The organism is Streptomyces sp. SLBN-8D4, assembly GCF_049739545.1.
Classification (GTDB): Bacteria; Actinomycetota; Actinomycetes; order Streptomycetales; family Streptomycetaceae; genus Streptomyces; species Streptomyces canus_C.
This window is the reverse complement of sequence record NZ_JBMGQC010000001.1, coordinates 7948944-7962004: the sequence shown is the minus strand read 5'-3', so window position 1 is coordinate 7962004 and position 13061 is coordinate 7948944. Positions and strand designations below refer to the sequence as shown.

Below are 13061 nucleotides of genomic sequence, written 5' to 3'. Positions count from 1 at the left end.
ACACGCAGGCGGTCGGTTCATAGGACGCATGCGTACCGGTCGGCGTACGAGACGCATGAGGAGAGAACCCCGTGGTCACCCAGGAACAGCGGAAGCGGCAGCTCGCGCGGGAGAAGTTCTTGCGGCAGCAGCAGCGGCGCACGGAGGCGCGACGCAAGGCCCGTGTACGCAACTCTGTGATCGCGTCGGTGCTCGGCGTGATCCTGGTGGGCAGCCTCGCGCTCTACACCTCCGGGGTCATGAAGGACGACGACAAGGCCAACGCGAGCTCCGCGACGAGCCCCAGCGCGGCGGCGACCAGCAAGGCGCCGGACCCGTGCGACAAGCCGGCCGCCGGCAAGGTCGAGACGCAGAGCTGGAAGAAGGAGCCGGCGATGTCCATCGACAAGTCGGCCAAGTACACGCTTGACCTCGCGACGACGTGCGGGAAGATCGACATCGCGCTGAAGACGTCGGCGGCCCCGCACACCGTGAACTCGTTCGACTTCCTCGCGAACAAGGGCTTCTTCGACCACACCAAGTGCCACCGGCTCACCACCAACGGCATCTACGTCCTGCAGTGCGGCGACCCCACGGGCTCCGGCAGCGGCGGACCGGGCTACACCATCCCGGACGAGAATCTGAAGGACAAGAGCCTCAAGTCCAACGTCTACCCGGCGGGCACCGTCGCGATGGCGAACACCGGGCAGGCGCACACTGGAGGCAGCCAGTTCTTCCTCGTCTACCAGGACAGCCAGCTGCCCCCGAGCTACACCCCGTTCGGGACCATCTCGGAATCCGGTATGAAGGTGCTGAAGAAGATCGCCGCGGCCGGTGAGAGCACCGGCGCGGGCGACGGCGCGCCGAACGCGACCGTCGTGATCAACAAGGCGACGGTCACCAAATCCTGACCGTCAAGTGCGGAATTTCGGTCGCGCGGGATGCGGACAGGCAACCCGCTGGTCGCCTATGTTGGCCGTGACGAAACTGTGGACGATGCCCGGGGGCGGGGAAGCCTCCCGCAGGCATCATGTGGAGGAGGCGCTGTGAGCAGCGACCCGTGGGGCCGCGTCGACGAGACGGGGACCGTGTACGTGCGTACGGCCGACGGCGAGCAGGTCGTCGGTTCCTGGCAGGCCGGCTCCCCCGAGGAAGCCCTGGCCTACTTCGAGCGCAAGTACGAGGGCCTGGTTGTCGAGATCGGCCTCCTCGAGAAGCGGGTGAAGACCACCGACCTGTCGGCGAAGGACGCTTCTGCGGCCATCGACCACATCCGCGAGCAGGTCGACGCGCATCACGCGGTCGGCGACCTGGAAGCGCTCAAGGTGCGGTTGGACAAGCTCGTGGAGACCGTCGACAAGCGCCGCGAGGAGCGCAAGCAGCAGCGCGCGAAGCAGTCCGACGAGGCCCGGCACGCCAAGGAGGCGCTGGTCGTCGAGGCGGAGGAGCTGGCCCGGTCCGACCAGTGGCGGGCCGCCGGTGAGCGGCTGCGCGCGCTGGTGGACACCTGGAAGGGGCTGCCGCGCCTGGACCGCAAGTCCGACGACGAGCTGTGGCACCGCTTCTCGCACGCCCGCTCGGCCTTCTCCAAGCGCCGCAAGGCCCACTTCGCGTCGCTGGACGCGCAGCGCGAGGAGGCCCGCAGGACCAAGGAGCGGCTGGTCGGCGAGGCCGAGGCGCTGTCCGGGTCGACGGACTGGGGTCCGACGGCCGCGCGCTACCGCGAGCTGATGGCCGAGTGGAAGGCCGCGGGCCGCGCCCAGCGCGAGCACGAGGACGACCTGTGGAACCGCTTCCGCGGCGCCCAGGACGTGTTCTTCGCCGCCCGCAGTTCGGTCTTCGCCGAGCGGGACGCCGAGCAGACCGAGAACCTCAAGCTGAAGGAGGAGCTGGCCGAGGAGGCCGAGAAGCTCCTGCCGATCGGCGACCTGAAGAGCGCCCGCGCCGCCTTCCGCACGCTCAACGAGCGCTGGGAGGCCATCGGCCACGTCCCGCGGGACGCCCGGCCGAAGGTCGAGGGCCGGATGCACGCGGTCGAGCGCGCCCTCCAGGAGGCCGAGGAGACCGAGTGGCGCCGGACCAACCCGGAGGCACGCGCGCGTGCCGCGGGTCTGACCGGCCAGCTCCAGGCCGCCGTGGACAAGCTCCGGGGCCAGATCGACCAGGCCCGCGCCCAGGGCAACAACGCCAGGGCCGACAAGCTGGAGCGTGAGCTGGAGGGCCGCCAGGCACTCCTGGACCAGGCGCTCAAGGGTCTTGAGGAGTTCGGCGGCTGACAAGGCCGTACCTGCGAAAGGGCCCCGGTTTCCCGGGGCCCTTTCGTGTGTCCTACGACCGGCTCCGCGCCGAGGTCACGCGGTACACGTCGTACACGCCCTCGACTCCCCTGACCGCCTTCAGGACGTGACCGAGGTGCTTCGGGTCGCCCATCTCGAAGGTGAAGCGGGAGGTGGCGACGCGGTCGCGGGAGGTCTGGACGGCCGCGGAGAGGATGTTGACGTGCTGGTCGGACAGGACGCGGGTGACGTCGGACAGGAGCCGGGAGCGGTCCAGGGCCTCGACCTGGATGGCGACCAGGAAGACCGAGGACTGCGTGGGCGCCCACTCGACCTCGAGGATGCGCTCGGGCTCCCGGGACAGTGACTCCACGTTGACGCAGTCGTTGCGGTGAACCGATACGCCACTACCCCGGGTGACGAAGCCGATGATCGGGTCGCCCGGGACGGGGGTGCAGCAGCGGGCCAGCTTGACCCACACGTCCTCGACGCCCTTGACGACGACACCGGGGTCGGCGTTGGTACGCCGCTTGCGCCCGCGGCCGTGGGACGGCGGGACCGACTCGTCGATCTCCTCGGTGGCCGCCTCCTCGCCGCCGAGCGCCTGGACCAGCTTCTGCACGATGTTCTGCGCGGAGACATGGCCCTCACCGATCGCCGCGTACAGCGCGGAGATGTCCGAGTACCGCATCTCGTGCGCGAGGGTGACCAGGGAGTCACCCGTGAGGATGCGCTGGATCGGCAGGTTCTGCTTGCGCATCGCGCGGACGATGGAGTCCTTGCCCTGCTCGATCGCCTCGTCGCGGCGCTCCTTGGAGAACCAGGCACGGATCTTGTTGCGCGCCCGCGGCGACTTCACGAAGTTCAGCCAGTCCCGGGACGGCCCGGCCCCGGGCGCCTTGGACGTGAAGACCTCGACGAGGTCGCCGTTGTCCAGGGTCGACTCCAGCGGTACGAGACGGCCGTTGACGCGGGCTCCTATGGTGCGATGGCCCACCTCGGTGTGCACCGCGTACGAGAAGTCCACCGGGGTGGCACCCGCCGGCAGCGCTATGACGTCGCCCTTGGGGGTGAAGACGAAGACCTCGTTGCGCGAGAGGTCGAAGCGCAGGGACTCCAGGAACTCGCCGGGGTCCTCGGTCTCCTTCTGCCAGTCGAGGAGCTGACGCAGCCACGCCATGTCGTTGAGGTGGTCGTCCTTGCCGGTGGTCCTCGGCTGGTCCGAACGGACCTTGGAGGTGCCGGCTACGGCCTCCTGCTTGTACTTCCAGTGCGCGGCGATGCCGTACTCGGCGCGGCGGTGCATGTCGAAGGTGCGGATCTGCAGTTCGACCGGCTTGCCGTTCGGCCCGATGACCGTCGTGTGCAGCGACTGGTACATGTTGAACTTGGGCATCGCGATGTAGTCCTTGAACCGGCCGGGGACCGGGTTCCATCGCGCGTGCACGGTGCCGAGGGCGGCATAGCAGTCGCGGACGGTGTCGACGAGGACGCGGATGCCGACCAGGTCGTAGATCTCCGCGAAGTCGCGACCGCGGACGATCATCTTCTGGTAGACGCTGTAGTAGTGCTTCGGGCGGCCGGTGACGGTGGCCTTGATCCGGGCCGCGCGCAGGTCGGACTGGACCTCGTCGGTCACTATGGCCAGGTACTCGTCACGCTTCGGCGCCCGCTCGGCCACCAGCCGTACGATCTCGTCGTACATCTTGGGGTAGAGGATCGCGAAGGCGAGGTCCTCCAGCTCCCACTTGATGGTGTTCATGCCGAGGCGGTGGGCGAGCGGCGCGTAGATCTCCAGCGTCTCGCGCGCCTTCTTCTCCTGCTTCTCGCGCTTGAGGTAGCGCATGGTGCGCATGTTGTGCAGCCGGTCGGCGAGCTTGATGACCAGGACGCGCGGGTCCTTGGCCATGGCCACGACCATCTTGCGCACGGTCTCCGCCTGCGCGGCCTCACCGAACTTGACCTTGTCCAGCTTGGTGACGCCGTCGACGAGCAGCGCGACCGAGTCGCCGAAGTCGCGGCGGAGCTGGTCCAGGCCGTACTCGGTGTCCTCGACGGTGTCGTGGAGCAGCCCGGCCATCAGGGTCGCCGGGTCCATGCCGAGCTCGGCGAGGATCGTGGTCACCGCGAGGGGGTGCGTGATGTACGGGTCGCCGCTCTTGCGCTTCTGACCGCGGTGCCAGCGCTCCGCGACCTGGTACGCCTTCTCGATCTGGCGCAGGGTCGCGGTCTCGATCTTCGGGTCGTTGCTGCGCACTATCCGCAGCAGGGGCTCCAGGACCGGGTTGTACGGGTTGGAGCGCTGGACGCCGAGACGGGCGAGACGGGCACGGACGCGGTTGGAGGAGCCGGTGCGGGCGGGCTGGCCCGTGTTCGTGCGGGCCGCCGGGGTCGCCGAGTCGGCGGGCTCGGGCGAGGCGGGCTTGGGCCGGGGCGGCTCGGCCGGCTTGTCGACGGGCGCGGACTGGGCGTGCTCGACCGGCACGCGGACGTCGTTCGTCGCGGTCTTCGCGTCCGGCGCGGGCTTCGCCGCGGGCGCCGAGCCGGGCTCGGGCTTGGCGGCGGTCAGTGGCTGGGCCTCGTCTGGCAAGAGGACTCCTCGTGCGCGTTCCGAATCCCCCGGTCAGGCTCCGGAGAACCCATGGTAGCGATCCTGCGCCCCGGCATCGCCTGCAGGCCGATGTGAGGGTCGTCTACCTCTGGAACACGAGGGACTGCCGTCGGCACTCCGCCGGATCGGGCGACCGCCTCGCTCCCCCCATGCGCGACGGCCGTCCCGGTCTCCCGGAACGGCCGTTGCGCGATGCATGCGGGGTGCTGTCGGCGATCAGACCACCAGCAGCGCTTCCAGCGGGGCGCCCGAAAGGGCCGGCTCCAGACGGGCCCGCCCGCCCAGGAAGCCCAGCTCCATGAGCACCGCGAGGCCCGCCACCTCGGCGCCCGCGCGGCGGATCAGCTCGATGGACGCCTCGGCGGTGCCGCCCGTGGCCAGCACGTCGTCGACGATCAGGATGCGGTCGTCGGCGGACAGGTCCTCCGCGTGCACCTCGATCTCCGCCGAGCCGTACTCCAGGTCGTACGCCTGGCTGAGGGTCGCCCCGGGGAGCTTGCCCGCCTTGCGCACGGGGATGAAGCCCAGCCCCGCGCGGACGGCGACCGGGGCGCCGAGGATGAAGCCCCGGGCCTCCAGACCGACGATCTTCGTGGCGCCGGTGTTCGCGGCGACCGCGGCCAGCGCGTCGGTCAGCGCCGTGAACGCCGCCGGGTCCGCCAGGAGCGGGGTGATGTCCTTGAACATCACCCCCGGCTCCGGGTAGTCGGCCACATCGCGGATACGGCTGAGCAGCAGCTCCGTGACGTCTACGAGGCCGGTCATCGGCGCTTGCCCGACGGACGGCCACGGCCACGGCCGCGGGAGGCGGGCTGGGTGCGCGGACCGACGACCGCGTGCGCGGAGTCCTCCGGCTCACCCTCGTCCGAGAAGTCGCCGCGGACCTCCGCGAGTTCCTCCTCGGCGGTGGCCTGCGAGCGCTTGGCCAGGACCCGCTTCCTGAGGGCCTTCATGGCCGGCTCGCGCTCCTTGAGGTCGGCGACGAGCGGGGTGGCGATGAAGATCGAGGAGTACGCGCCGGCGGCGAGACCGACGAACAGCGACAGCGAGATGTCGTTGAGCGTGCCCGCGCCGAGGAAACCGCCACCGATGAACAGCAGGCCCGCCACCGGAAGCAGCGCGACCACCGTGGTGTTGATCGAGCGGACCAGGGTGCCGTTGATCGAGCGGTTGGCGATGTCGCTGTAGGTCCAGCGGTTCTGCTTGGTGATGTCCTTGGTCTGCTCCTTGAGGGAGTCGAAGACGACCACCGTGTCGTAGAGCGAGTAGCCGAGGATGGTCAGCAGACCGATCACCGTGCCCGGCGTGACCTCGAAGCCGACGAGGGCGTAGATGCCGACGGTGATGGTGATGTCGTGGATCAGGGCGACGAGCGCCGCGATGGCCATGCGCCACTCGAAGGCGATCGCCAGATAGATCACGACGAGGACCATGAAGATCGCCAGACCCTGCCAGGCCTTGTTGGCGATCTGGTCGCCCCAGCTGGGTCCGACCAGGTCGGCGGCGATGGTCTCCGGGTCGACCTTGAAGTCCTTGGCCAGGTCCGTCTTGATCTGGTCGGACTGCTGGGTGTCCATGCCGGCGATCTGGATGCGCAGCGTGCCGTTGCCGAGCTTCTGCACCACGGCGTCATGGCCGGAGGCTTCCTTCGCGAAGTCCTCGGCCTGGGAGACCGAGACGCTGGTCTTCTCGGTGGTGAAGACCGCGCCGCCCTGGAAGTCGATGCCCATGTTGAGGCCGCGTACCGCGAGGCCCAGGATCGCCGTGATGGTGATCAGGATCGAGATGCCGTACCAGAGCTTGCGGTGACCGATGAAGTCGTAGCTGATCTCGCCACGGTGCAGTCGGGCTCCGAGGTTGCCGAGTTTCGACATGCTCACGCCTCCTTCGTGTGGGCGGGGGCGGGACGGCGGGTACGGCGCAGCGGCGGCTTGGCACCCAGGCTCTTCGGGTCGAGGCCGGACCACTTGCTGCCGCTCGCGAAGAACTTCCGGCGGGCCAGCAGCGTCATCAGCGGCTTGGTGAAGAAGAAGACCACCACCACGTCGAGCACGGTGGTCAGACCGAGCGTGAACGCGAAGCCCTGGACCTTGCCGACCGTCACGATGAACAGCACCGCGGCGGCGAGGAACGACACGAAGTCGGAGACCAGGATGGTGCGCCGGGCACGCGGCCAGGCCCGCTCGACGGCGGGGCGCAGCGAGCGTCCCTCGCGGATCTCGTCCCTTATGCGTTCGAAGTAGACGATGAACGAGTCCGCGGTGATGCCGATGGCGACGATGGCACCGCACACGGCCGGCAGGTTCAGCGCGAAGCCGATGGCCGGGCCGAGCAGCGCCATGAGCACGTAGGTGAGGATGCCGGAGACGAGCAGCGAGGCCATCGCGACGACGGACAGGCCCCGGTAGTAGGCCACCAGGTAGATGACGACCAGGAAGAGACCGATGGCACCGGCGAGGAGACCGGCGTGCAGCTGGTCACCGCCGAGCGCCGCGGTCACCGTGGTCACGCTCTGCTCCTTGAAGGAGAGCGGGAGGGCGCCGTACGACAGCATGTTGGCGAGGTTCTGGGCCTCGTCCTGCGTGAAGCTGCCGGAGATCTGGGCGCTGCCGCCGGTGATCGAGGTGCTCACGGTCGGGCTGGAGACGACCTGGCCGTCGAGGACGATGCCGAACTCGTTCTGCGGCTGGGTGTTCTTCGCGAGCTGGCCCGTGATGTCCGCGAACTTCTTGGCGCCCTTGCTGTTGAAGGTCATGGTGACCTGCCAGCCGGCGGCGGTCTGGGTGTCGAAGACCGCCTGGGCCTTCTTGACCTCGGTGCCGGCGACGGCGGCCGGACCGAGCAGGTACTTGTACCAGACGCCGGAGTTCTCGCCGCAGCCCACGGTGGTGTCGCTGGGCTTGGCGCCATGGCCCGCGGTGGTGCGCTGCGCCTTCTTGGAGCAGTCCAAAGCGGTGTACTGGGCCTGGAGCTTGGCCTGGGCGGCGGACGGAGCGGTGCTCGCGGGGGCCGACGGGGCAGCGGAGCTCGACGCGCTCGCGGAGGCCGACGGCGTGGCGTCGGCCTTCAGCGCGTCGGTGACGGCGCGGCCCTGCGAGGTGGCGGTGGCCGACGGGGAGGACGACGAGGTCGCCTTCTCGCCGGTGCCGGACTTGCTCGGGGAGGGGCTCGGCGAGGCGGTCGAGGAGCCGCTGGCGGACGGGCTCGGCGTGGCGGCCGCGGCGCCGGTGGCCTCCTGGGCCAGGACCGGACGGAAGTACAGCTTGGCGGTGGTGCCGACCTGGTCGCGGGCCTCCCTGGAGTTGGTGCCCTTGGGGATGTTCACGATGATGTTGCGGTCACCCTGGGTCTGCACCTCCGCCTCGGAGACGCCCAGGCCGTTGACACGGCGGTTCATGATCTCGACCGCGGTGTCCATGTTGGCCTTGTTGATCGCGGACCCTTGGTCGGCCTTGGCCTCCAGCGTGATGCTGGTGCCTCCGGCAAGGTCGATGCCGAGACGCGGGGTGGTGTGTCCGGAGAGGAACATTCCACCGGTGAGCGCCACGATGGCGATCAGGATCAGGGCCAGCGCGCGCCCTGGCTTGCTCTGGGCACTCGCGCTCCGGCCCCTTTTAGGTGCTGCCACCTTCTCGTACTCCCTCTCGGGCCGCTCTCGCGCCGGTCGGCGGGCGGGCGGCCATGACTGGTGTCGGGATCCCGTGCGAGCCGCGCAGGTCCGGGGCGCGCCGAGCTGGTGGCGCGCACCCCGGAGTGCGACTACTTCGCGTCGGAGTCGCCGTCGGTCTTCTTCGGCTCGTCGTCCGACTTCGCCTCGGCGGCCTCGGCGGGCGCGTCGTCGGCGGGCTCCTCGGCCGTGTCCTTCTTACCGAGGTCGACGGACTTCTCGTCGGAGGCGGCGGCAGCTTCGTCGGCGGACTCGTCGGTCTCGGTGAGGGAGGAGGCGTCGTCCGGGACGACGTCGGAGTCGGACTTCAGGTCGTGCTCGATGCCGTGCACGATGCGGTTGTACTCGTCGTCCGTGAGCACGGCACCGATGGAGTTCTTCGCGAAGAGAAGATCGACGCCGGGAGCGGCGTCGAGGAGGACCGTGTCCTCGTTGACCTCCTTCACCGTGGCGTACATGCCCCCGATGGTGCGGACGCCGCTGCCGGGCTGCATGTCGTTCCGCATGCTCGCGGCCTGCTGCTGCTTCTTCTTGGCCGAGCGGGTCATCAGGAACATGGCCCCGATGAGCACGATGAACGGGAGGAGGGTCACGAGACTCACGGGTCGGTACTTCCTTCACGCGACCGCGAAGAGAGCGGCCTGATGGTTGGGGGTATGTATGCCGCCGACAAAGGCGGCATCGGCGGAGTCTAAGCGAGTCCGCGCGCAGGGAACAACGCTCAGCATCGCACCAGGGTTCCGGACCCGGCCAATGCTTCGCCGTCACAAAGGCATCACGTCCCGAACAGGTCCTGTTGTCCGTTTCCTGTGGACGCCGAGCGGGGCGGGGTGAGGCCGAGATGTGCCCATGCGGCGGGTGTGGCGACGCGTCCGCGCGGGGTGCGGGCGAGCAGGCCCTCCCGTACGAGGAAGGGCTCGGCCACTTCTTCGACGGTCTCGCGCTCCTCCCCCACCGCGACCGCGAGCGTGGACAGGCCGACCGGGCCGCCGCCGAAGAGCTTGAGCAGGGCCTCCAGGACCCCGCGGTCGAGCCGGTCGAGGCCGCGGGCGTCGACCTCGTAGACCTTGAGCGCGGCCGCGGCGATGTCGCGGGTGATGATCCCGTCGGCCTTGACCTGGGCGTAGTCCCGGACCCGGCGCAGCAGGCGGTTGGCGATACGGGGTGTTCCGCGGGAGCGGCCCGCGATCTCGGCGGCGCCCTCGGAGCCGATCTCGACGTCGAGCAGGTTGGCCGAGCGGTGGATGACGCGCTCCAGCTCGGCGGGCTCGTAGAACTCCATGTGGGCGGTGAAACCGAAGCGGTCGCGCAGCGGGGGCGGCAGCAGGCCCGCGCGCGTGGTGGCGCCGACCAGGGTGAACGGGGGCAGCTCCAGCGGGATGGCGGTGGCGCCGGGGCCCTTGCCGACGATGACGTCGACGCGGAAGTCCTCCATCGCCATGTACAGCATCTCCTCGGCGGGCCGCGACATGCGGTGGATCTCGTCGAGGAAGAGGACCTCGCCCTCCTGGAGGGAGGAGAGGATCGCGGCGAGGTCGCCGGCGTGCTGGATGGCGGGGCCCGAGGTGATGCGGATGGGGGCGCCCATCTCGGCCGCGATGATCATCGAGAGGGTGGTCTTGCCGAGGCCGGGGGCACCGGAGAGCAGCACATGGTCGGCGGTGGCGCCCCGCGCGCGTGCGGCTCGCAGGACCAGGTCGAGCTGCTCGCGGACCTTCTCCTGGCCGATGAACTCGTCCAGGTCCTTGGGGCGCAGGGCGGCCTCGACGGCCTGGTCCTCACGGTCGGCGGACGCACCGACGAGCCGCTCGGCGGCGGTCTCGTCGGTGGTGTCGTCCCAGTTCACTGACGTTCTCCTAGCGGGCGCGGTTCAGGGTTTGCAGGGCGGCCTTCAGCAGTTGGCCGACCTGAGGCGTGCCCTCGGACGCCTCTGCCTGCGGGGTCACGGCGGCGACGGCCTCGTCGGCCTCGCGCGTGGCGTACCCGAGGCCGATCAGGGCGGCGTGCAGCTGGTCGCGCCAGCCCTGGGTGACGGGAGCGCCGATCGCGGGGGCGCCGATCGGCTCGCCCAGCCGGTCCTTGAGCTCCAGGAGCAGCTTCTGGGCGCCCTTCTTGCCGATGCCGGGCACGGCGATGAGCGCCTTCTCGTCCCCCGTGGCCACCGCTCGGCGCAGCGCGTCGGGCGCGTGCACGGCCAGCATGGCCTGGGCAAGGCGCGGGCCGACTCCGCTGGCGGTCTGGAGCAGTTCGAAGGTCTGGCGCTCGTCGTCGTCGACGAAACCGTAGAGGGTGAGGGAGTCCTCGCGCACGACGAGGGAGGTGGCGAGCTTGGCCGGCTGGCCGAGGCGAAGGGTCGACAGCGTGTTCGGCGTGCACTGCACCGCCATGCCGACACCGCCGACCTCGACCACCGCGGTGTCGGGAGCGAGTGCGGCGATGGTGCCGCTCACGAAGGCGATCATGCCGTACGGCCTTTCCGTGCTGTGGCTGCGTGCAGGGCGACGGCCTGCTGGAGTCGGTTCTGGGCGGGCGCGCGCCAGATGTGGCAGATGGCGAGTGCGAGGGCGTCGGCGGCGTCGGCCGGTTTCGGGGGTGCGTCCAGCCGCAGCAGGCGGGTGACCATGGCGCCGACCTGGGCCTTGTCGGCGCGGCCGCTGCCGGTGACGGCGGCCTTGACCTCGCTCGGGGTGTGCAGGGCGACGGGGATGCCGCGGCGGGCGGCGCACAGCATGGCGACGGCGCTGGCCTGGGCGGTGCCCATCACCGTACGGACGTTGTGCTGGCTGAACACCCGCTCCACGGCGACGCATTCGGGCCGGTGCTCGTCCAGCCACTGCTCGATGCCCTGCTCGACGGCGACGAGCCGCTGCCCCAACTCGGCGTCCACGGGCGTGCGTACGACCCCGACGCCGATCATCGTGAGCGGCCGGCCCGCGACCCCCTCGACCACACCGACACCGCACCGCGTCAGTCCGGGGTCCACCCCGAGTACGCGCACCACGCCCCCCTCTCGCTTTCGATCGCCTGTTTGTGCAGGCTATCCGCTGCCACCGACAACGTCGGCGGGCCGGTGGGGTGTGTCCCACCGGCCCGCCGAAATCCGCTCAACTCGCGGCAGGGTTACGCGTCGACCTTCTCCATGACCTCGTCGCTGACGTCGAAGTTGGCGAAGACGTTCTGGACGTCGTCGCTGTCCTCGAGGGCGTCGATCAGCCTGAAGATCTTCCGGGCGCCCTCCTCGTCCAGCTCGACCTGCATGGTCGGGACGAAGTTGGCGTCGGCGGAGTCGTAGTCGATCCCGGCGTCCTGGAGGGCGGTGCGGACGGCGACCAGGTCGGTGGCCTCGCTGAGGATCTCGAAGGACTCGCCCAGGTCGTTGACCTCCTCGGCGCCCGCGTCCAGGACGGCACCGAGCACGTCGTCCTCGGAGAGCTCGCCCTTGGGGACGACGACGACGCCCTTGCGGTTGAAGAGGTACGACACCGAACCGGGGTCGGCCATGTTGCCGCCGTTGCGGGTCATGGCGACCCGCACGTCGGAGGCGGCGCGGTTGCGGTTGTCGGTGAGGCACTCGATGAGCACCGCGACGCCGTTCGGGCCGTAGCCCTCGTACATGATCGTCTCGTAGTCGGCGCCGCCGGCCTCAAGGCCGCCACCGCGCTTGACCGCGGAGTCGATGTTCTTGTTCGGGACCGACGACTTCTTCGCCTTCTGGATGGCGTCGTAGAGAGTCGGGTTGCCCTCGATGTCGACGCCGCCCATGCGGGCCGCGACCTCGATGTTCTTGATCAGCTTCGCGAAGAGCTTGCCGCGCTTGGCGTCGATCACGGCCTTCTTGTGCTTCGTCGTAGCCCATTTAGAGTGGCCGGACATCTGCCTGTCTCCTTCGCGTAACCCATCTCTGCAACCAACGCCTGAGATCCTACAAGGACTCCCGCGTCCGGTACGCGCGCACCATGTCGACAAAGAGGGAGTGCACGCGGTGGTCGCCGGTCAGTTCCGGGTGGAACGACGTGGCGAGCGCGTCGCCCTGACGGACCGCGACGATGTGGCCGTCGTGCTCGGCGAGCACCTCGGCCTGGGCGCCGACGGACTCCACCCAGGGGGCGCGGATGAAGACGCCTTCCACGGGATCGCCCGGGACTCCCTTGACGTCGACCGCGGCTTCGAAGGACTCGTTCTGACGTCCGAAGGCGTTGCGGCGCACGATCATGTCGATGCCGCCGATCGTCTCCTGGCCCGAGCGCGGGTCGAGGATCTTGTCGGCCAGCATGATCAGCCCCGCGCAGGTGCCGTAGACGGGCATGCCGTCCCGCACGCGCGCGCGGAGCGGCTCCATCACGCCGAACAGGACCGCCAGCTTGGAGATCGTCGTGGACTCGCCGCCGGGGATGACGAGGCCGTCCACCTCGGCGAGTTCGTCGGGGCGCCGCACCGGCCTGGCCACGGCGTCGGCCGCGGCCAGGGCCACGAGGTGCTCCCGGACGTCGCCCTGGAGGGCCAGGACGCCTATGACAGGAGTGCTCAT

At 69.8% G+C, this 13061-nt stretch carries 12 protein-coding genes; 2 read left to right on the top strand and 10 right to left on the bottom strand.

Going from position 1 to position 13061, the window contains the following annotated elements; genetic code table 11:
- The first annotated feature begins 71 nt into the window (after positions 1 to 71).
- The gene (locus RKD20_RS36220; RefSeq protein ID WP_424881377.1) at positions 72 to 890 is read left to right on the top strand and encodes a peptidylprolyl isomerase; all 819 of its coding nucleotides are present in this window, start codon (positions 72 to 74) and stop codon (positions 888 to 890) included.
- A 135-nt stretch (positions 891 to 1025) separates the two neighbouring features.
- Entirely contained in the window at positions 1026 to 2255 is a 1230-nt protein-coding gene (locus RKD20_RS36215) for a DUF349 domain-containing protein (protein WP_424881376.1), read from the top strand.
- A 52-nt stretch (positions 2256 to 2307) separates the two neighbouring features.
- Here RKD20_RS36215 and RKD20_RS36210 read toward each other — a convergent pair whose 3' ends face one another.
- The 10 genes from RKD20_RS36210 to pdxT form a co-directional block, all read right to left on the bottom strand.
- Positions 2308 to 4845, bottom strand: coding sequence for a RelA/SpoT family protein (locus RKD20_RS36210; protein ID WP_424881375.1), 2538 nt, complete (start codon positions 4843 to 4845; stop codon positions 2308 to 2310).
- Between the two features lie 237 nt (positions 4846 to 5082).
- A complete protein-coding gene (locus tag RKD20_RS36205) occupies positions 5083 to 5631 on the bottom strand; it encodes an adenine phosphoribosyltransferase (protein WP_424881374.1) in 549 nt (182 codons plus the stop codon).
- A complete protein-coding gene (gene secF / locus RKD20_RS36200; protein WP_424883399.1) occupies positions 5628 to 6740 on the bottom strand; it encodes a protein translocase subunit SecF in 1113 nt (370 codons plus the stop codon). Before secF ends, RKD20_RS36205 begins: the two co-directional genes overlap by 4 nt.
- A gap of 2 nt (positions 6741 to 6742) precedes the next feature.
- Entirely contained in the window at positions 6743 to 8494 is a 1752-nt protein-coding gene (gene secD / locus RKD20_RS36195) for a protein translocase subunit SecD (protein ID WP_424881373.1), read from the bottom strand.
- Positions 8495 to 8625: 131 nt separating this feature from the next.
- Entirely contained in the window at positions 8626 to 9135 is a 510-nt protein-coding gene (gene yajC / locus RKD20_RS36190) for a preprotein translocase subunit YajC (RefSeq protein WP_020117481.1), read from the bottom strand.
- Positions 9136 to 9308: 173 nt separating this feature from the next.
- Positions 9309 to 10379 carry a Holliday junction branch migration DNA helicase RuvB gene (ruvB, locus tag RKD20_RS36185; protein ID WP_031043160.1) on the bottom strand — a complete coding sequence of 357 codons (1071 nt, stop codon included), beginning with the start codon at positions 10377 to 10379 and terminating at the stop codon, positions 9309 to 9311.
- Between the two features lie 10 nt (positions 10380 to 10389).
- Positions 10390 to 10995 carry a Holliday junction branch migration protein RuvA gene (ruvA, locus tag RKD20_RS36180; protein ID WP_424881372.1) on the bottom strand — a complete coding sequence of 202 codons (606 nt, stop codon included), beginning with the start codon at positions 10993 to 10995 and terminating at the stop codon, positions 10390 to 10392.
- Positions 10992 to 11531 (bottom strand): crossover junction endodeoxyribonuclease RuvC, encoded by a 540-nt coding sequence (gene ruvC, locus RKD20_RS36175; RefSeq protein ID WP_028807675.1) that lies wholly within the window; start codon positions 11529 to 11531, stop codon positions 10992 to 10994. The genes ruvA and ruvC overlap by 4 nt, the downstream gene beginning before the upstream one ends.
- 122 nt (positions 11532 to 11653) lie before the next feature.
- On the bottom strand, positions 11654 to 12406 hold the full coding sequence (locus tag RKD20_RS36170; RefSeq protein WP_424881371.1) for a YebC/PmpR family DNA-binding transcriptional regulator: 753 nt from the start codon (positions 12404 to 12406) through the stop codon (positions 11654 to 11656).
- Positions 12407 to 12455: 49 nt separating this feature from the next.
- Positions 12456 to 13061 (bottom strand): pyridoxal 5'-phosphate synthase glutaminase subunit PdxT, encoded by a 606-nt coding sequence (gene pdxT / locus RKD20_RS36165; protein ID WP_020117486.1) that lies wholly within the window; start codon positions 13059 to 13061, stop codon positions 12456 to 12458.

What these genes read in the sequence shown, in the direction of transcription:
- ruvA (WP_424881372.1), bottom strand. Translation starts at nt 10,995, where the DNA reads ATGATCGCCTTCGTGAGCGGCACCATCGCCGCACTCGCTCCCGACACC.
- RKD20_RS36205 (WP_424881374.1), bottom strand. Translation starts at nt 5,631, where the DNA reads ATGACCGGCCTCGTAGACGTCACGGAGCTGCTGCTCAGCCGTATCCGC.
- secF (WP_424883399.1), bottom strand. Translation starts at nt 6,740, where the DNA reads ATGTCGAAACTCGGCAACCTCGGAGCCCGACTGCACCGTGGCGAGATC.
- pdxT (WP_020117486.1), bottom strand. Translation starts at nt 13,061, where the DNA reads ATGAGCACTCCTGTCATAGGCGTCCTGGCCCTCCAGGGCGACGTCCGG.
- RKD20_RS36170 (WP_424881371.1), bottom strand. Translation starts at nt 12,406, where the DNA reads ATGTCCGGCCACTCTAAATGGGCTACGACGAAGCACAAGAAGGCCGTG.